This window comes from Bacillus timonensis (genome assembly GCF_004799755.1).
GTDB classification, from domain to species: Bacteria; Bacillota; Bacilli; order Bacillales; family Bacillaceae_L; genus Ferdinandcohnia; species Ferdinandcohnia timonensis_A.
In genome coordinates, this window is sequence record NZ_SLUB01000046.1 from 1 (window position 1) to 18,368 (window position 18,368).

An 18,368-nucleotide genomic window follows, 5' to 3' on the forward strand; every position below is an offset into this window, starting at 1 on the left:
ATAGCGAAGAGGTCACACCCGTTCCCATACCGAACACGGAAGTTAAGCTCTTCAGCGCCGATGGTAGTTGGGACTTTGTCCCTGTGAGAGTAGGACGTCGCTAGGCACACTAAAGATCAGCCAATATGGTTGGTCTTTTTTATTTGTTTTTGTTTGGATATTAGGGGTTGAAGAACGTAGTGCCTGTTTGACAGATGTTGAGCGAGAAAGAGTAACGTAAACTGTAGAATTGTTCCCATTTTGTGATTGAATTTAAGTAAATGGTAACGAAAAGGGCGTAATCGTGCCACTTTTGGGAATGTGATGAAGAAAAGAGTAACGAAAAGCGTGGAATCGTTCCTGTTTTGAGATTTTTTTCATGCAAATGGTAACGAAAAGGACCGATTCATTCCTGTTTCAATGATTAGATAAAGGAATAGGGAACGCAAGCAATACAAAAGCTTTTTTAGATTGTCATTTTTAATAACAGCAAAAAATGATGACCAAGCGAACGTCATAAAGAAGTTCATAATTGGAAAAGATTAGGAAACGTTGATACGGCAAGCGTGATAAAGAGGTTCATGGTTGTGAAAAATTAGGAATTGCCGAACCAGCGAACGTCATAAAGAGGTTCATAATTGTAAAAATTAGAGAACGCCAAACCCGTAAACACCATTACCTGTATACACCCACTCGCAAAACGACTAACTGGTAACCGCAAAAAGCCTCACCGGTATATGACTCACACCAAACCGATAACCGATATACCGCAAACGCCATAGATAGTATATCCCCCAACCTCCCCCTAGCCCTAAACACACAAAAAACAATTCATTCTCCACTCAAAAAAGGAAGTCACTCCCACCCCCTTCAATTTATATAATCCTCACACCATTATTTTTGAAACCAAGCCATGATCCATTTCGTATAAATACATATAGAACAGACATATCAATTATGTCGATAATATCATGTCTTAGGAAGAGGGGGTCCCCATGCTCGCTGGTTTTATAATATGTTTTATTGTTGGTCTTTTATGTATCTTAATGGGTTTTCTGATTTGGAAAAAGAAGCAGCTATCGTTTATTGCTGGTTACAATGAAGAAACATACAAAGGGGATAAGGAGAAGCTGGCAAAAGTGATTGGCTTATTTACGATTTTCGTTGGACTGCTTACTATATTATTGCCATTTGGACTTGAGTTTGTAAGTGAGCTCTTTGGATTGCTGTTTGGTGCCATCATTACGATTGGTTCGATTGCTCTTATTGTATATGTAAACAAATTAAATAAGCCAACTGATTCAAAATAAATCCCTCACTTTGATGTGAGGGATTTTCCCATTCTATTCGATTCATTTATGATCTCGATCAACAACTTCGATTTTCTTTCTGGAGTCATCGGGTATTTGTTTGTGGAGGTGAACGAATAGGAGCCCTCTCTTGTAGGTTGCTTTTATTCGTTCTTCTTTTACAGTGTAGGGGAGCTGAATTTCTCGTTCGAAATTGCCTTGAAAAATGCCTTCTTGTAAGATATCAAAACCACTAAAGTTCAAATTGATTTTTCCTTTTACTTCTAGGGTTTGATGTTTGACATATATATCAACATCCTCCACTTTTGCGAGTCCCGGTAGGCTCAATACGACTAGCAGTTCATTTTCACCTTGATAAATGTTTAGCTGAGAATGGGCGTTGTCGAAAAATGGGGCGAATCCGCTCCAGAATTCATCACCAAAAAAATGGTCCCATTGCTTGCGCCAATCATTCAAATTTTTAAATTGGTCCATTTTCATGGGCGGTCCCTCCTTAAATTTACGTCGATTGCGTACCATAGAATATGGAAAAAAGGGTTGGTATGTGCCTATAAATAAATTCATGATATTATGTTTGAGGGAGTTTCCTTAAGGGAAAATGTTTAGTACAATGAATACTTTGGTAAGCTAAGCGAAGGAAGAATTCCTAAGGGGGAGTTAACTTGTTACAGAATGCGTACGTCATGATCCTTATTATTTTAGTCATTAATATTGTGTATGTTTCCTTTTTTACGATGCGGATGATTCTGACAATGAAGGGACAGCGTTATTTGGCTGCGTTGATTAGTACAATTGAGGTAGTTATTTATGTTATTGGACTTGGTTTGGTACTTGATAATTTAGATCAGATTCAAAACTTAATTGCATATGCAGTAGGATATGGACTGGGTGTAATCGTTGGAATGAAGATTGAGGAAAAACTCGCGCTTGGGTATATTACCGTTAGTGTGATTACAAAGGAATATGAATTGGATTTGCCTAAGCTGTTACGTGCTGAGGGGTATGGGGTTACGACCTGGATGTCTCAGGGAAGAGAAGGTGATCGATTGTCGATGACGATTTTAACCCCACGCAAATATGAGATGAAATTATATAAAACCATTACAGATGTGGATCCGAAGGCATTTGTTGTTGCATATGAACCGAAGTCCATTCATGGCGGATTTTGGGTAAAAGCTGTAAGGAGAGGGAAGCTAGAATCATGAGTAAACCAAAGAAGCAAAAATTTGAGGTCAAAGAAAATGAGACGATTGACCAATGCCTAGACCGAATGCAGGCTGAAGGGTATTTTCCTGTTAGAAGAATGGAGGAACCTGTGTTTCAGGAGGTTAAGCGTAATGGGGAGATTGTCGTTGAACCATGTGGAAGAAAGATTGTTTTTGAAGGTAAATTGCAGTAAAACACGAACGTTCAAAATAACGACCAGATAAAATGTTCGATATTAATTGACAACCCAATAAAACTGTTGTTAAGATTAGGTTAGATAAATTACCTCATATAATCTTGGGAATATGGCCCATAAGTTTCTACCCGATAACCGTAAATTATTGGACTATGAGGGAAAAGTATAATTTTACCTATTGTTGACATGGAATGCCCAGGTAGGATTGCTTTCCCCTTTTCGGAAATCAGTCCTAGTCTGGGCATTTTTCTATTTAAAGGAGGATCTTATGAATCCAGTAGTTGGTGTAATAATGGGAAGTACTTCAGATTGGGAAACGATGAAGGAAGCTTGCAATGTACTAGATGAAGTTGGAATTCCTTATGAAAAAAAGGTTGTATCGGCTCATCGTACACCAGATTTAATGTTTGAATATGCGGAAACAGCGAAAGAACGAGGCATTAAGGTCATTATTGCTGGGGCTGGTGGTGCAGCGCATTTACCAGGAATGGTTGCGGCAAAAACAACGTTACCTGTTATCGGCGTTCCCGTTCAATCAAGAGCATTAAATGGACTAGATTCTCTTTTATCCATTGTTCAAATGCCCGGTGGAGTGCCGGTTGCGACAGTTGCAATTGGTAAAGCAGGTGCAACGAATGCGGGATTATTGGCAGCTTCCATTCTTGGAACATCCACTCCAGAATGGGATCAAAAGCTGGTAGAAATAAGAGAAACTAGAAAGATTCAAGTACTAGAAAGTAGTGATGAACTTGAATAATCGCATTTTACCAGGGAAAACTATTGGAATTATCGGAGGCGGACAGCTTGGCAGGATGATGGCCATTTCGGCTAAGGAAATGGGATTTTTCGTTGCCGTACTTAACCCAACACCAAATTCACCATGTGGGCAGGTAGCGGATATTGAAATAACCGCCAATTACAATGACCTTGAAGCAATTAAACAGTTAGCAAGTGTGAGTGACGTAATCACTTATGAATTTGAAAATATAGATTATGAGGCTTTAACATGGCTTGAAGAAAACGCGAATTTGCCTCAGGGCAGTGATTTATTAAAAATCACCCAGGATCGTGGTACAGAAAAGAGTGCGATTCAGGAGATTGGGTTACGGGTGGCTCCATTTCTTCTGATTGAAAATGAAGAGCAATTAGCTGAGGCTGTTGAGAACATCGGTGTTCCATCCGTTTTAAAAACATGTCGCGGTGGCTATGACGGAAAAGGTCAGTTTGTTTTGAAAAAGAGAACGGATGTCAAAGAGGCTGCAAACCTTCTAGTGTCTGGAATGTGCATTTTAGAGGCATGGGTGCCTTTCGAAAAAGAAATATCCGTAATTGTTACAAGAAATTCGGCAGGAGAGGCTAAAACCTTTCCGGTTGCAGAGAATATTCATGTTGAGAATATCCTGCATCAATCCATTGTTCCGGCAAGAATCTCTAAAAAAACAGAAGCCAAAGCAAAAGAAATGGCGATGAAACTTGCTTCAGAATTGCAGTTGGTCGGAACATTAGCGGTTGAAATGTTTGTGACAGAGGACGGGGAAATCTACATCAATGAATTGGCGCCACGACCTCATAATTCTGGTCATTATACAATTGATGCTTGTGAGACGTCACAATTTGAGCAGCATGTGCGCTCGGTTTGCAATTGGCCGCTGGGAGAAACAACCCTTTTACGCCCGGTTGTCATGACCAATATTTTAGGTGAGCATCTACAACCTTTACTAGAAAAGGTATCCCTTTTAGCTAATGTAAAGGTTCACTTATATGGAAAGAAAGAAGCAAAAGTAAAGAGAAAGATGGGGCATGTTACCGTCTTAGAAAAGACAACGGAAGAGGCTTTAGAAAAGTCGAACTCCTTGCAAATTTGGAATGGTTCACAAATTACCCGCGTTTAAGATGAGGAGGATACTTTATGATTGATCGTTACACTCGTGAGGAAATGGGGTCCATATGGACGGAGGAAAATCGGTTCCGTGCTTGGCTAGAGGTTGAAATTTTAGCTTGTGAGGCTTGGGCAGAGTTGGGTGAGATTCCGAAAGAAGATGTGGCCCTTATCCGAAAAAATGCATCTTTTGATGTCGAGCGAATTAAAGAAATTGAAGAGGAAACAAGACATGACGTCGTGGCGTTTACACGTGCCGTTTCGGAAACGTTAGGTGAGGAAAGAAAATGGGTCCATTATGGATTGACGTCTACAGATGTTGTTGACACTGCCCTATCTTATGTCCTTAAACAAGCAAATGATATTTTACTAAAGGATATTGAAAATTTCATCATTATTTTAGCTGAAAAAGCGAAGGAACATAAATACACGGTCATGATGGGACGTACTCATGGTGTTCATGCCGAGCCAACGACATTTGGTTTAAAACTTGCGTTATGGCATGAAGAGATGAAGCGAAATCTAGAGCGTTTCAAGGTAGCCGCTGAAGGCGTTCAGTTTGGGAAGATTTCAGGAGCGGTTGGTACGTATGCGAATATCGACCCATTTGTTGAAAAATATGTGTGTGAAAAGCTTGGTATTTCACCTGCACCGATATCTACACAGACCTTACAGCGAGATCGTCATGCAGCATACATGTCGACATTGGCGCTTATTGCTACGTCGATTGAAAAATTTGCAGTGGAAATTCGTGGCTTGCAAAAGAGTGAAACAAGAGAAGTGGAAGAGTTTTTCGCAAAGGGTCAAAAAGGTTCATCTGCAATGCCACATAAACGAAACCCGATTGGTTCAGAGAATATGACAGGAATGGCTCGTGTGATTCGTGGGTATATGATGACAGCCTATGAAAATGTTCCGCTATGGCATGAGCGTGATATTTCACATTCCTCTGCAGAGCGTATCATTTTACCGGATGCTACGATTGCATTGAATTATATGTTAAACCGCTTTGGAAACATTGTGAAAAATTTAACGGTATTTCCAGAGAACATGAAACGCAATATGGATCGTACACTTGGTTTGATTTATTCTCAACGTGTTCTTTTGGCGTTAATTGACTCAGGTTTAACAAGAGAAGAGGCTTATGATACGGTTCAACCAAAAGCGATGGAAGCTTGGGAAAAACAAGTTCCGTTCCGTGAGTTAATCGAGACAGAAGAAAAGATTACAAGCCGATTAACACCAGCCCTAATTGATGATTGCTTTGATTATAACTACCACCTTAAGCGTGTAGATATGATTTTTGAACGCTTAGGTTTATAAATCGTGCCAGTCACTAATCTGAATTTGAGGGGGAGGAGTCCAAAATGGACATAAAAAAGCTTAGTTTGCTGTATGAAGGAAAGGCTAAGAAACTTTATCAAACTGCTGAAGAAGCGATCCTATTAGTGGAATACAAGGATGAAGCGACAGCTTTTAATGGGGAAAAGAAAGCACAAATCATTGGTAAGGGACACTTGAATAACGAGATTACAAGTATGCTATTTTCAAAGCTTCATATTGCGGGAATCCGAACCCACTTTATCGGAAAGCTTTCGCAAAATGAACAACTCGTAAAACGTGTATCGATTATTCCACTGGAGGTAGTGGTCCGAAATGTGGTTGCGGGAAGTTTTGCAAAGCGAGTGGGAATTGAAGAAGGAACAACCTTAAAAAAACCAATTGTTGAATTTTATTATAAAAATGATGACCTCGGTGATCCACTTATAAACGGGGATCACATAGATGTTCTAGAGCTTGCAACAAAGGATCAAGTACAGGAGCTTAAAGAGCAGGCATTAAAAATTAATGAGGTATTACGTACCTTCTTTTTAGACCTTCAAATAAGATTAGTAGATTTTAAACTTGAATTCGGTGTTACGAAAGACGGAGAGATCCTATTAGCAGATGAAATTTCGCCTGATACTTGCCGTTTTTGGGATGTTGAAACAAATCAAAAATTTGATAAGGATGTATTCCGAAGAGACCTTGGTAACTTAACCGATGCTTATACGGAAATATTAAACCGACTAGGGGGACGAATTGCATGATGTACAAAGTAAAGGTTTATGTGACATTACGAGAAAGTGTTTTAGATCCACAAGGAACGGCTGTTAAAGGATCCTTGCACCAATTAAATTATAAAGAAGTTCAGGATGTACGGATTGGAAAATATATGGAGTTAACGATTGATGAATCAGTAGTAGACCTTGACCAAACAGTAAAAGAAATTTGTGAAAAGCTATTAGCAAACACGGTAATTGAGGATTACCGTTATGAGGTTGAGGAGGTTGTCACACAGTGAAATTTGCGGTAATCGTGTTTCCAGGATCGAATTGCGATGTTGATATGTTTCATGCGATAAAGGATGTGCTTGGGGAAGAAGTCGAGTATGTATGGCATAATGCAACAAATCTTGATGAGTATGACGGTATTTTACTTCCAGGCGGCTTCTCTTATGGAGATTACCTGCGCACGGGGGCACTTGCTCGTTTTTCAAATGTGATGGATGAAGTGGTAAAAGCAGCGGAGGCAGGTAAGCCGGTTCTTGGTGTTTGCAACGGATTCCAAATTTTATTGGAAGCAGGTCTTTTACCAGGTGCGATGCGTCGTAATGAGAAGTTAAAGTTTATGTGCCGTCTGGTTGAACTCCGTGTTGAAAACAATAAATCGATGTTTACATCTGAATATGAAGCGGGTGAAGTAATCACAGTTCCAATCGCTCATGGCGAAGGGAACTATTATTGCGATGAAGAAACACTTGCTAGATTACGTGTAAACAACCAAATCGCATTCACGTATCACGGATTAAATCCAAATGGTAGTATTGCAGATATCGCGGGTATTACAAATGAACGAGGAAATGTTCTTGGAATGATGCCTCACCCAGAGAGAGCGGTTGAGGATTTATTAGGTAGTGCAGATGGAATTAAGCTATTTCAATCAATTGTGAAAAATTGGAGGTTAGCACATGTCGTTACTTCTTGAACCAAGTCCGAAGCAAATTAAGGATGAAAAAATATATAGTGAAATGGGTTTAAGTGATTCAGAGTTTGAGTTAGTCGAAAAGATTTTAGGAAGACTTCCAAACTATACAGAGACAGGGTTGTTCTCTGTTATGTGGTCTGAGCATTGTAGCTATAAAAACTCAAAGCCTGTGTTACGAAAGTTTCCAACAACCGGAGACCGTGTTCTCCAAGGGCCTGGTGAAGGTGCCGGAATCGTTGATATTGGCGATAATCAAGCCGTTGTTTTTAAAATTGAAAGTCATAACCACCCTTCAGCAGTTGAACCTTATCAAGGGGCAGCAACAGGTGTGGGCGGGATTATCCGTGATGTGTTTTCAATGGGAGCAAGACCGATTGCACTATTAAACTCCCTTCGTTTTGGTGAGTTAACCTCACCAAGAGTGAAATACTTGTTTGAAGAAGTAGTGGCAGGCATCGCCGGTTATGGAAATTGTATTGGAATTCCTACAGTCGGTGGGGAAGTTCAATTTGACGCTTCCTATGAAGGAAATCCTCTTGTTAATGCTATGTGTGTGGGTCTAATCAACCACGAAGATATTCAAAAAGGCCAAGCAAAAGGTGTTGGCAATACTGTCATGTATATCGGCGCGAAAACTGGCCGTGACGGAATTCATGGTGCAACTTTTGCTTCTGAGGAACTTACAGAGGATTCAGATGCAAAGCGCCCAGCGGTACAGGTTGGAGATCCTTTTATGGAAAAATTATTGCTTGAAGCTAGTTTAGAGATTGTAAAATCAGATGCATTAGTCGGAATTCAAGACATGGGTGCAGCAGGTTTAACGAGCTCATCAGCGGAAATGGCAAGTAAAGCGGGCTCAGGAATTGAAATGAACCTCGACCTTGTCCCACAACGTGAAACAGGTATGACTGGCTATGAAATGATGCTTTCTGAATCACAAGAGCGTATGTTAATCGTTGTTGAAAAAGGCAGAGAGCAAGAAATCCAAGATATCGTCAAAAAATATGACCTTGAAGCTGTAGCAATCGGAAAGGTTACAGATGACAAACAATTTCGCCTCGTACACAAAGGCGAAATTATCGCAGACGTACCAGTTGATGCATTAGCAGAAGATGCGCCTGTCTATTATAAACCTTCTAGTGAACCTGCTTCCTATCGTGAATTTAAGGAAATGAAGGTGGAAGCTCCTAAACTTGAAGACATAGGCCAAACCCTTTTAGACTTACTTGCACAGCCTACAATCGCAAGTAAGGAATGGGTTTATGACCAATATGACTACATGGTGCGTACAAATACAGTGGTTGCTCCAGGTTCGGATGCTGCTGTTGTAAGAATCCGCGATACCAAGAAAGCACTTGCGATGACAACAGACTGTAACTCTAGATATCTCTATTTAGATCCAGGGGTTGGTGGGCAAATCGCAGTATGTGAAGCAGCAAGAAACATCGTTTGCTCCGGTGGTGCACCACTTGCGATTACAGATAATTTAAACTTCGGTAACCCAGAGAAACCAGAAATTTTTTGGCAGATTGAAAAGGCTGCAGATGGAATTAGCGAAGCCTGCCGTGTGTTAAATACACCAGTTATTGGTGGAAACGTGTCTCTTTATAATGAGACGAACGGTGAAGCAATCTACCCTACACCAGTTATTGGTATGGTTGGGTTGATTGATGATGTTTCTCATATTACGACTCAGGAATTTAAAGAAGCAGGCGATCTTGTTTATGTTATTGGTGAGGCGAAAGAAGAATTCGCAGGCAGTGAACTTCAAAAATTAATCCATGGAGAAATTTTTGGTCCAGTTCCTGAGCTAGATTTAGAGATTGAAAGAAGAAGACAAAAACAAGTATTAACTGCGATTCGCGCAGGTGTAATTGCTTCTGCACATGATGTAGCAGAGGGTGGATTCGCGGTAGCATTAGCGGAAAAAGCCTTCGGTACAAAAGGCTTAGGCGTTAAAGTACAAATCAAAGGCGATGCAGTAACTGAATTATTCAGTGAAACACAGTCTCGTTTTATCGTATCTGTGAAAAAAGAAAACAAAGAAAAATTCGAACAGCTAGTAAAGGCAAGTCTTGTTGGAGAAGTAACAAGTGATGGAACGTTTATCATTGAAAATCAAACTGGAGAGATTATTAATCTACCAGTTGATGAATTAAAACGGACTTGGAAAGGAGCTATCCCATGCTTGCTGAACTCAAAGGCCTAAACGAGGAATGTGGTGTATTTGGTATCTGGGGTCACCCAGACGCTGCTCAAATTACGTACTATGGATTACACAGTTTACAGCATCGTGGTCAAGAGGGTGCCGGCATTGTTGTTAGCAATGGTGAAAAGCTTCGCATTGTAAAAGGGGAAGGCCTTGTGAATGAAGTATTTGGCAATGGTGGGCTGGAACAATTACAAGGAAAAGCTGCGATTGGGCATGTTCGTTATGCAACAGCAGGGGGCGGGGGCATTCAAAATGTTCAGCCCCTCCTCTTTAATTCTCAAGTTGGTGGGCTTGCAATTGCCCATAATGGAAATCTTGTGAATGCAAATGACCTGAAACATCAGCTGGAAAACCAAGGAAGTATTTTTCAAACAACTTCCGATACTGAGGTTCTCGCCCATTTAACGAGAAAAAGTGGATATACCAAAATCAAAGATCGTGTTAAAAATGCATTAACGATGTTAAAAGGGGCCTATGCGTTTTTGGTTATGACCGAAAAGAAAATGATCGTTGCCCTTGACCCAAATGGTCTTCGTCCGTTATCACTTGGCAGACTTGGCGATGCTTGGGTAGTAGCTTCTGAGACCTGTGCATTTGATATTGTCGGAGCAAAATTTGAAAGAGATGTTGAGCCTGGCGAACTAATTGTCATCAATGATGAAGGTATTCATTCTGAACGATTTTCATTAATGACCAATCGTGCAATGTGCAGCATGGAATATATTTATTTTTCTCGTCCTGATAGCAATATTAATGGGATCAATGTTCATACCGCTCGTAAAAATTTAGGTAAACAGCTAGCCATTGAAGCTCCGATTGAAGCCGATGTTATAACAGGAGTACCTGATTCTAGTATTTCAGCCGCTATCGGTTATGCAGAGCAGTCAGGAATTCCTTATGAACTGGGTCTCATTAAGAATCGTTATGTAGGTAGAACGTTTATAAAACCTTCCCAATCACTACGGGAACAAGGGGTAAAAATGAAACTCTCGGCTGTTCGTGGTGTTGTTGAAGGAAAACGTGTTGTGATGGTGGACGATTCAATTGTACGTGGGACTACTAGCAGACGAATTGTTAACATGCTTCGTGAAGCAGGTGCAACGGAAGTCCATGTGTGCATTAGTTCACCGCCAATGAAGAATCCATGTTTCTACGGAATTGATACCTCAACACATGAGGAGTTAATTGCTTCTTCACATTCAGTTGAAGAAATTCGTGAACTTATTGGAGCAGATACATTAACGTTTCTTAGTCCGGAAGGGTTAGTAAAAGCAATTGGCAGACCGTTTGAAGGCGAAACGCGCGGACAATGTATGGCGTGTTTTACAGGAAAATACCCAACGGAAATCTTCCCAGATACGGTGTTACCACATGAAAAAGTATTTAGCTAACAGAAGGTAGAGGTGTTCTTAACAATGGCAAATTCTTATAAGCAAGCTGGAGTAGATATTGAAGCAGGCTATGAAGCTGTTTCCAGAATGAAAAAGCATGTCGCAAAAACAGTTCGCCCCGAAGTAATGGGGGGACTGGGTAGCTTTGGTGGCATGTTTGACCTTTCAAAAGTCAATGTGAAAGAGCCTGTTTTGGTTTCAGGCACGGACGGTGTTGGCACGAAGCTCATGCTGGCTTTTATGATGAATAAGCACGATACGATTGGAATCGATGCAGTTGCAATGTGTGTGAACGATATTGTGGTTCAAGGAGCAGAGCCCTTATACTTTTTAGATTATATTGCATGTGGGAAAGCAAAACCTGAAAAAATCGAACAGATTGTAAAAGGGATTGCTGATGGCTGTGAACAAGCAGGGTGTGCCTTAATTGGCGGTGAAACAGCGGAAATGCCGGGCATGTATAGTGAAGATGAATATGATCTTGCTGGCTTTTCAGTAGGTGTTGCTGAGAAATCAAAGCTTGTAACAGGAGCTTCGATTAAACCTGGTGATGTTTTAATCGGTCTTTCCTCCAGTGGCATTCACAGCAACGGCTATTCACTTGTGCGTAAGGTGTTGCTTGAGGATGGCGGGCTAGACCTTGCGAAAAACTATGGAGAAATCGGTCGTCCATTAGGGGAAGAACTTCTACAGCCTACCAAAATTTATGTAAAATCCTTGTTAAAAGCAATGGAAACATTTGAAATTAAGGGAATGTCTCATATTACTGGTGGCGGCTTTATTGAAAATATTCCTCGGATGCTACCAGACGGTGTGGGGGCGGAAGTAGATTATGGCTCATGGCCAATCCCACCCATTTTTGACCTTCTTCAAGAGACTGGAAAACTTGATCGAAAAGAAATGTTCAATATTTTTAATATGGGAATTGGAATGGTTCTTGTTATTGAAGAAGCAATTCTACAGGATGTGATTGGGCTACTTGAAGAGCAAGGTGAAAAGGCATTTATTATTGGTCGTATAAAAGAAGGAAACGGTGTAACCTTTGGTGGAGGAGCACTTGTATGAAAAAAATAGCAGTATTTGCATCGGGCAGTGGCACAAATTTTCAAGCAATTGTAGATTCGATTAAGGAAGGAAGGCTTGCAGCCAAAATTGAATTAGTCGTTTGTGATAAGCCGGGTGCAAAGGTGATTGAGCGGGCTTCAAAGGAATGGGTGGAGACTTTTGTTTTTTCACCAAAAGAATATCCACAAAAGTCATTATTTGAAGCAGAAATTGTGGAAAAACTACGTGCGAAAAATGTAGAATTAATAGTGTTAGCTGGATATATGAGATTAATTGGTGATACTCTTTTAAAGGCGTATCGCAATAAAATCGTGAACATCCATCCGTCATTACTGCCTGCATTTCCGGGTAAAGATGCGATTGGTCAGGCGTATCAAGCAGGTGTCAACATGACTGGCGTAACGATTCATTATGTCGATGAGGGGCTGGATACGGGACCAATCATTGCGCAACGGGAACTAGTGATTAAACCAGGGGATACGTTAGAAAGCATCGAAGAAAAAGTACATGAAATCGAACATGAATTTTATCCACAAATCCTGCAGTCTCTTGTAATGAGTGTTCAAAAAGGAGGATGAAAAGGACCAAGAAGTTCAAGGCGGTGCAGCTTTGAGTACCGGAGCGTATGTAGTTAATACGTGAGGAACGGAGAAGCAAGCCAACGAAGAAATTCGATGAGTCATTTTTACCGGACTTTTTGAACATCCTCTTAAAACAGTGAAGAGCGGAAATCTACAGTAAGGAGCGATTAACGTGACAATTAAACGTGCACTTATCAGTGTTTCAGATAAACAAGGTCTTGTTCCATTTGTAAAAGGCTTAATTGAAAATGGGGTTGAGGTTATATCAACGGGTGGTACAAAACGTACTCTTGAAGAGGCAGGACTTACCGTTATCGGAATCTCAGAAGTAACAGGCTTTCCAGAAATCATGGATGGGCGTGTAAAAACCCTTCATCCCAATATTCATGGAGGACTTCTTGCAGTTCGAGATAATGAAGAACATGTCAAACAGCTTCAAGAACATCAGATTACACCGATTGATTTAGTGGTTGTTAACCTTTATCCATTCCAACAAACGATTGCGAAGCCAGACGTTCAGTTTGCGGATGCGATTGAAAATATCGATATCGGTGGACCATCTATGCTCCGTTCTGCAGCTAAAAACCACAAGTATGTAACAGTTGTTGTTGACCCACAGGATTACGATACCGTTTTAGCGGAGATTACTGAAAAAGGTGAAGTTACAGCACAAACCAAGCTTCGTTTAGGTGCAAAGGTATTCCGTCATACGGCTGCTTATGATGCAGTCATTGCTGAATTCTTAACAAATGCAGCGGGTGAGGAAAGTCCAGAATCCTTAACGGTTACGTATGAAAAGAAACAAGACCTTCGATATGGAGAAAACCCACATCAAAAGGCCGCATTTTATAAAAAGCCATTAGGTACGCCTGTTTCTATTGCGTCGGCCACACAATTACACGGAAAAGAACTATCCTACAATAATATTAATGACGCAGATGCGGCTCTACAAATCGTCAAAGAGTTCAAAGAGCCAGCTGCAGTAGCTGTTAAACATATGAACCCTTGTGGAGTAGGAGTTGGAAATACATTAGAGGAAGCATATCAAAAAGCATATGAAGCAGATTCTACCTCTATTTTTGGTGGAATCATCGCGGTTAACCGTGAAGTTGACGCACAAACTGCTCATAAATTGCGCGAGATTTTCTTAGAAATTATTATTGCCCCATCATTTAGCGAAGAAGCGTTTGAGATTCTTTCTTCAAAGAAAAATTTACGTCTACTGACAGTTGATTTTTCTGATGACAAGAAGGCCCTAAAGAAGCTTGTGTCCGTTCGTGGTGGATTGCTTGTCCAGGATGAAGATGCATATGGCTTAGATGATGCAACCATTTCGATTCCGACAAAACGTGAACCAACCGAACAAGAATGGGCTGATTTAAAGCTTGGCTGGAAGGTTGTAAAACACGTGAAATCAAATGCGATTGTCTTAGCAAAAGACGATATGACAATTGGAATTGGCGCAGGTCAAATGAACCGGGTAGGGTCAGCGAATATTGCGATTACTCAAGCGGGTGAAAAGGCAAAAGGATCAGCACTTGCATCAGATGCTTTCTTCCCAATGGGTGACACAGTAGAAGCTGCAGCAAAGGCAGGTATCACAGCCATCATCCAACCAGGTGGATCAATCCGAGACGAAGAGTCCATTCAAAAAGCTGACGAATACGGAATCGCAATGGTCTTTACCGGAGTACGTCATTTTAAACACTAAATAAGAAAAGTGCAAGGCGCCTTGGTAACGGAACATCGACTAACTACCGCCACGTCCTGTGGCGAACGTCGATGTCAGCACATCCTGTGCAAGTACAAGCATAAGACGAGCGCTGGCAGAAGGTGTATTTTACCTTCCGAAGCGATTGGCTTAGACCAGAGAGCCGATGGCGCCTGGAGCTAGACATTGAATATTTGTATATCAAATTAATACGTTGAATGGGGTGAATAAATGAAAGTACTAATCGTGGGTCGTGGTGGCCGTGAACATACGCTCGTCTGGAAGGTTGCTCAAAGTCCCAAAGTAGACACAGTTTTTGTGGCACCTGGTAATCCAGGCATGGAGGATATTGCTACCTTAGTCAATATCGATGAAAATGATTTTGACCGTCTAATTCAGTTTGTTAAGCAAGAACAAGTCGATCTCACCCTAGTCGGTCCGGAGGTTCCATTAATTAATGGGATTGTCAATCGATTTCAGGCAGAAGGCTTAGCCATTTTTGGACCAACAAAAGAAGCGGCTTTGCTTGAAGGTAGTAAATCGTTTGCGAAGGAAATCATGAAAAAATATAAGATTCCAACTGCGGAATACGAAACATTTACCTCTTACGAAGATGCCAAACAATATATCCAAGAAAAAGGTGCCCCAATCGTAATCAAAGCAGATGGTTTAGCTGCTGGTAAAGGTGTGACAGTTGCTCTTACCTTAGATGAAGCCTTATCAAGTGTGTATGACATGCTTGAGGCGAATAAATTTGGCGAGGCAAGCGCTCAAGTTGTCATTGAAGAATTTCTAGAAGGTGAGGAATTCTCCTTAATGGCTTTTGTGGACGGAAAAAAAGCCTATCCCATGGTTATTTCACAAGACCATAAGCGTGCCTTTGATAATGATGAAGGTCCTAACACAGGAGGGATGGGTGCTTATTCCCCCGTTCCGCAAATTTCAGAGAAAGTTGTTCAAACAGCGATTGAAACGATCATCAATCCAACCGTTAAAGCGATGGAAACGGAAGGAAGAAGGTTTACCGGCGTTCTTTATGCGGGGTTAATATTAACTGTAAATGGACCAAAGGTCATTGAATATAATGCTCGTTTTGGCGACCCTGAAACACAGGTAGTTCTTCCACGTTTAGACTCTGATTTTATAGAAGTGATTGAAGGACTGCTTGATCAGAGAGAGATAACCCTTGAGTGGTCTAACCAAGCAACACTAGGTGTCGTGCTTGCTTCAAAAGGCTATCCGGAAAACTATGAAAAAGGGGCAATCATTGAAGGACTAAACAACCTTGATGAAAAAATTACCGTTTTTCATGCTGGAACAGATAAGGTGAATGATCAATTTGTTACGAATGGCGGAAGGGTTTTAACCGTTGTTGCAAGCGGTGAAAGCCTAGAAGATGCCCAAAACATTGTCTACCAAGACGCGGGAAAAATTCAGTGTTCAAATCTATTTTATCGAAAAGATATTGGAAATAAGGCATTAGCTTATAGCGCAATGAGCGATGCTAAAGCGCAATTCGCGTAATTAACGCGCAATTCCGGTTATCTAACGCGCAATTCCAAAAAATAACGCGCAATTATCTTATATTAAAACGCAAAAAAGGTAAGAGGCCGCCCTCTTACCTTTTTTTAAGATGGATTTACTGGAGGAAGTTGTTTTTGTGGTTCTGGCTCTTCTTGCTTCCTCTCAACATATTCATTAAAGAGAGCTGTTAACGGGCAAAAACGTGTAATCCCCTCAGCGACCTTCATTCCCCCAAGCATTGCCACTACAATAAAGCTTTCGCGCCATGGGCGTTTAACCATTTTTGATGTTGCCCATGCCAACATCGTAAACCCACAAGTGATTCGAATTAACGCATTAATCATCCCGATATTTGGTTTCATTTGATTGCCCCCCTCACATATTTTTACAAACAAACTTAAAAATTTTTACAAATTTTCACAAAGTCTTTAATGCAGTAAATCAATTAATATGGTACTATAATGTAAAGCGCTTCCATGAGGCTTTAAGCTGAGATAGGAGAGATGGTTAATGGTTGGGCAACGTTACCGCTGGAAAAATAAGCAACTTCGAGAACATGTTGCTGTCATAGATGGAAAAAAATCACCAACGATTCTATTAAAAAATGTCACATACTTAAATCAACTATTAAGAAAATGGATTAACGCACATATTTGGATTTACCAAGATCGCATTGTGTATGTGGGTCAGCAATTACCATCAAAACTCACCGACTGTGAAATTGTAGAGTGTGATGGGAAATTCGTTGTGCCGGGTTACATTGAACCTCATGCACATTCTTTTCATTTATATAATCCCCACTCATTTGCTCAATATGCATCCCAAACAGGGACCACAACTATCATCAATGATAACTTAGTACTTGCATTACAGACGACAAAAAAGAAAGCGTTTTCTTTTCTGGAGGAAATGAAGAAACTTCCTGTAACGATGTACTGGTGGTGCCGTTATGACCCTCAGACTGAAATTCATCATGAGGAACAATCTTTTTCGAATGGGAATGTACTAAGTTGGATCGAGCATGACTCAGTTGTTCAAGGTGGAGAATTGACAGGATGGCCAAAGCTGCTTGATGGCGATGACCTTATGCTACATTGGATTCAAGAAACGAAAAGGATTGGAAAAAAGGTGGAAGGACATTTTCCTGGAGCTTCGGAAAAAACATTAGCAAAATTGATGCTATTAGGTGCTGATAGTGATCATGAGTCAATGACCGGAACCGACGTGTTAAATCGTCTGCTACAAGGATACACCACTTCGCTACGGTACTCATCGATTCGTCCAGACTTGCCTAAAATTTTAGACGAAATTCATGAAATGGGCATTAATCAGTATGATCATTTTATCTTTACGACAGATGGTTCACCACCGGCCTTTTACGAGCAGGGTATCATCGATTATATGATCAAAATTGCTATTGAAAAAGGTGTGCCAATCATCGATGCGTACAATATGGCGACGATTAACGTGGCAAGACATTATAATATTGAGAACCTCCATGGTATGATTGCGACAGGAAGAATCGCAAACCTTAATATTTTATCTGCAAAAGACAATCCAACTCCTGATTCCGTTCTTTCAAAAGGAGTTTGGTTAAAGCGGGATAATAAAGACCAAAATGCATTTCCAAAATTTCCATGGAAGAGCGAGGGTTTTTCAAATCTTGCTACAAACTGGGAGTTAACACTAGATGATCTTCAATTTTCCATGCCATTTGGAATGAAGATGGAAAATGCAGTTATTATGAAACCATACTCTATTTCCATTGATGCATCTTATGATGAGCTTTCTATTGATCATGATGAGAGCTTTTTAATGCTAGTGGACAGAGAAGGGAAATGGCGTGTAAACACAATCGTAAAAGGTTTTGCAAATCGAATTTCCGGATTTGCAAGTTCTTTTTCAAATACGGGTGATTTTGTATTAATTGGTAAAAATAAAAAGGATATGCTTCTTGCCTTTAATCGAATGAAGGATATGGGCGGGGGTATTGTGTTAACAGAGGGGGGGATTGTCCTGCACGAAATTCCGTTAGATATAGGTGGAGTAACGTCATCAAAATCTGTGGTAGAATTAAGCTCGCTTGAAAAAGAATTTGTCCGTATGGTGCGGGAACGCGGATATAATCATAGTGATCCCATCTATACGTTAACATTTTTATCGTCTACACATTTGCCATATATTCGCATCACACCTCAAGGGATTTATGATGTCATGAATAAAATAGTACTCTTTCCGTCAATAATGCGTTAAAATATAAAAGGATTTAACAAAATACGTCAAAACG

18 protein-coding genes, 1 rRNA gene and 1 riboswitch are annotated in these 18,368 nt (G+C 40.5%); of the genes, 17 read left to right on the forward strand and 2 right to left on the reverse strand.

The genetic code is table 11. The annotated features are described in order from the left end of the window. A 5S ribosomal RNA gene (rrf, locus tag E1I69_RS18650) occupies window positions 1-106 on the forward strand; the annotation flags it as partial. An 868-nt stretch (window positions 107-974) separates the two neighbouring features. Continuing rightward, window positions 975-1,289, forward strand: coding sequence for a DUF3784 domain-containing protein (locus E1I69_RS18655; protein ID WP_136381069.1), 315 nt, complete (start codon window positions 975-977; stop codon window positions 1,287-1,289). A 42-nt stretch (window positions 1,290-1,331) separates the two neighbouring features. On the opposite strand, the gene E1I69_RS18660 is transcribed toward E1I69_RS18655, so the two are convergent. Next, a complete protein-coding gene (locus tag E1I69_RS18660) occupies window positions 1,332-1,769 on the reverse strand; it encodes an Hsp20/alpha crystallin family protein (RefSeq protein WP_136381070.1) in 438 nt (145 codons plus the stop codon). Window positions 1,770-1,951: 182 nt separating this feature from the next. Between E1I69_RS18660 and E1I69_RS18665 the strand changes: the two genes are divergently transcribed. The 14 genes from E1I69_RS18665 to purD all read left to right on the forward strand — a co-directional run bounded on the left by E1I69_RS18665 (window position 1,952) and on the right by purD (window position 16,081). Continuing rightward, on the forward strand, window positions 1,952-2,494 hold the full coding sequence (locus E1I69_RS18665; protein WP_136381071.1) for a DUF2179 domain-containing protein: 543 nt from the start codon (window positions 1,952-1,954) through the stop codon (window positions 2,492-2,494). Then, complete coding sequence (locus tag E1I69_RS18670) at window positions 2,491-2,688, forward strand: NETI motif-containing protein (RefSeq protein WP_136381072.1); 198 nt, start codon at window positions 2,491-2,493, stop codon at window positions 2,686-2,688. Before E1I69_RS18665 ends, E1I69_RS18670 begins: the two co-directional genes overlap by 4 nt. 74 nt (window positions 2,689-2,762) lie before the next feature. Beyond that, window positions 2,763-2,864, forward strand: a riboswitch (purine riboswitch). A 95-nt stretch (window positions 2,865-2,959) separates the two neighbouring features. Next, complete coding sequence (gene purE / locus E1I69_RS18675) at window positions 2,960-3,448, forward strand: 5-(carboxyamino)imidazole ribonucleotide mutase (protein WP_136381073.1); 489 nt, start codon at window positions 2,960-2,962, stop codon at window positions 3,446-3,448. Further along, on the forward strand, window positions 3,435-4,583 hold the full coding sequence (gene purK / locus E1I69_RS18680) for a 5-(carboxyamino)imidazole ribonucleotide synthase (RefSeq protein ID WP_207308574.1): 1,149 nt from the start codon (window positions 3,435-3,437) through the stop codon (window positions 4,581-4,583). The genes purE and purK overlap by 14 nt, the downstream gene beginning before the upstream one ends. A 17-nt stretch (window positions 4,584-4,600) precedes the next feature. After that, window positions 4,601-5,893, forward strand: a complete 1,293-nt coding sequence (gene purB / locus E1I69_RS18685) for an adenylosuccinate lyase (RefSeq protein WP_136381075.1) — start codon at window positions 4,601-4,603, stop codon at window positions 5,891-5,893. A gap of 50 nt (window positions 5,894-5,943) precedes the next feature. Continuing rightward, window positions 5,944-6,660: a phosphoribosylaminoimidazolesuccinocarboxamide synthase gene (purC, locus tag E1I69_RS18690; RefSeq protein WP_136381101.1), complete on the forward strand. Its 717-nt coding sequence runs from the start codon at window positions 5,944-5,946 to the stop codon at window positions 6,658-6,660. Continuing rightward, on the forward strand, window positions 6,660-6,914 hold the full coding sequence (gene purS / locus E1I69_RS18695) for a phosphoribosylformylglycinamidine synthase subunit PurS (protein WP_136381102.1): 255 nt from the start codon (window positions 6,660-6,662) through the stop codon (window positions 6,912-6,914). Before purC ends, purS begins: the two co-directional genes overlap by 1 nt. Continuing rightward, a complete protein-coding gene (purQ, locus tag E1I69_RS18700; RefSeq protein WP_136381076.1) occupies window positions 6,911-7,597 on the forward strand; it encodes a phosphoribosylformylglycinamidine synthase subunit PurQ in 687 nt (228 codons plus the stop codon). The genes purS and purQ overlap by 4 nt, the downstream gene beginning before the upstream one ends. Next, complete coding sequence (gene purL, locus E1I69_RS18705) at window positions 7,581-9,806, forward strand: phosphoribosylformylglycinamidine synthase subunit PurL (RefSeq protein WP_136381077.1); 2,226 nt, start codon at window positions 7,581-7,583, stop codon at window positions 9,804-9,806. The genes purQ and purL overlap by 17 nt, the downstream gene beginning before the upstream one ends. Beyond that, window positions 9,782-11,200 carry an amidophosphoribosyltransferase gene (gene purF, locus E1I69_RS18710; RefSeq protein ID WP_136381078.1) on the forward strand — a complete coding sequence of 473 codons (1,419 nt, stop codon included), beginning with the start codon at window positions 9,782-9,784 and terminating at the stop codon, window positions 11,198-11,200. Before purL ends, purF begins: the two co-directional genes overlap by 25 nt. Window positions 11,201-11,224: 24 nt before the next feature. Then, the gene (gene purM, locus E1I69_RS18715) at window positions 11,225-12,265 is read left to right on the forward strand and encodes a phosphoribosylformylglycinamidine cyclo-ligase (RefSeq protein WP_136381079.1); all 1,041 of its coding nucleotides are present in this window, start codon (window positions 11,225-11,227) and stop codon (window positions 12,263-12,265) included. Then, window positions 12,262-12,843, forward strand: a complete 582-nt coding sequence (gene purN, locus E1I69_RS18720) for a phosphoribosylglycinamide formyltransferase (RefSeq protein WP_136381080.1) — start codon at window positions 12,262-12,264, stop codon at window positions 12,841-12,843. The genes purM and purN overlap by 4 nt, the downstream gene beginning before the upstream one ends. 175 nt (window positions 12,844-13,018) lie before the next feature. After that, window positions 13,019-14,557, forward strand: a complete 1,539-nt coding sequence (gene purH / locus E1I69_RS18725; RefSeq protein WP_136381081.1) for a bifunctional phosphoribosylaminoimidazolecarboxamide formyltransferase/IMP cyclohydrolase — start codon at window positions 13,019-13,021, stop codon at window positions 14,555-14,557. 231 nt (window positions 14,558-14,788) lie between these two features. Further along, window positions 14,789-16,081, forward strand: a complete 1,293-nt coding sequence (purD, locus tag E1I69_RS18730; protein WP_136381082.1) for a phosphoribosylamine--glycine ligase — start codon at window positions 14,789-14,791, stop codon at window positions 16,079-16,081. A 104-nt stretch (window positions 16,082-16,185) separates the two neighbouring features. Here the strand turns inward: purD and E1I69_RS18735 are convergent, their stop codons facing one another. Further along, window positions 16,186-16,443: a YgaP family membrane protein gene (locus E1I69_RS18735; RefSeq protein WP_136381083.1), complete on the reverse strand. Its 258-nt coding sequence runs from the start codon at window positions 16,441-16,443 to the stop codon at window positions 16,186-16,188. A gap of 148 nt (window positions 16,444-16,591) precedes the next feature. Between E1I69_RS18735 and E1I69_RS18740 the strand changes: the two genes are divergently transcribed. Continuing rightward, entirely contained in the window at window positions 16,592-18,334 is a 1,743-nt protein-coding gene (locus E1I69_RS18740; protein WP_136381084.1) for an adenine deaminase C-terminal domain-containing protein, read from the forward strand. Window positions 18,335-18,368: the final 34 nt, after the last annotated feature.

Bases quoted from the DNA above. Each gene is read 5' to 3' on its own strand.
- E1I69_RS18655 (WP_136381069.1), top strand. From the start codon at position 975: ATGCTCGCTGGTTTTATAATATGTTTTATTGTTGGTCTTTTATGTATC.
- E1I69_RS18660 (WP_136381070.1), bottom strand. From the start codon at position 1,769: ATGAAAATGGACCAATTTAAAAATTTGAATGATTGGCGCAAGCAATGG.
- E1I69_RS18670 (WP_136381072.1), top strand. From the start codon at position 2,491: ATGAGTAAACCAAAGAAGCAAAAATTTGAGGTCAAAGAAAATGAGACG.
- purE (WP_136381073.1), top strand. From the start codon at position 2,960: ATGAATCCAGTAGTTGGTGTAATAATGGGAAGTACTTCAGATTGGGAA.
- purK (WP_207308574.1), top strand. From the start codon at position 3,435: ATGAACTTGAATAATCGCATTTTACCAGGGAAAACTATTGGAATTATC.
- purB (WP_136381075.1), top strand. From the start codon at position 4,601: ATGATTGATCGTTACACTCGTGAGGAAATGGGGTCCATATGGACGGAG.
- purS (WP_136381102.1), top strand. From the start codon at position 6,660: ATGTACAAAGTAAAGGTTTATGTGACATTACGAGAAAGTGTTTTAGAT.
- purL (WP_136381077.1), top strand. From the start codon at position 7,581: ATGTCGTTACTTCTTGAACCAAGTCCGAAGCAAATTAAGGATGAAAAA.
- purF (WP_136381078.1), top strand. From the start codon at position 9,782: ATGCTTGCTGAACTCAAAGGCCTAAACGAGGAATGTGGTGTATTTGGT.
- purM (WP_136381079.1), top strand. From the start codon at position 11,225: ATGGCAAATTCTTATAAGCAAGCTGGAGTAGATATTGAAGCAGGCTAT.
- purN (WP_136381080.1), top strand. From the start codon at position 12,262: ATGAAAAAAATAGCAGTATTTGCATCGGGCAGTGGCACAAATTTTCAA.
- purD (WP_136381082.1), top strand. From the start codon at position 14,789: ATGAAAGTACTAATCGTGGGTCGTGGTGGCCGTGAACATACGCTCGTC.
- E1I69_RS18735 (WP_136381083.1), bottom strand. From the start codon at position 16,443: ATGAAACCAAATATCGGGATGATTAATGCGTTAATTCGAATCACTTGT.
- E1I69_RS18740 (WP_136381084.1), top strand. From the start codon at position 16,592: ATGGTTGGGCAACGTTACCGCTGGAAAAATAAGCAACTTCGAGAACAT.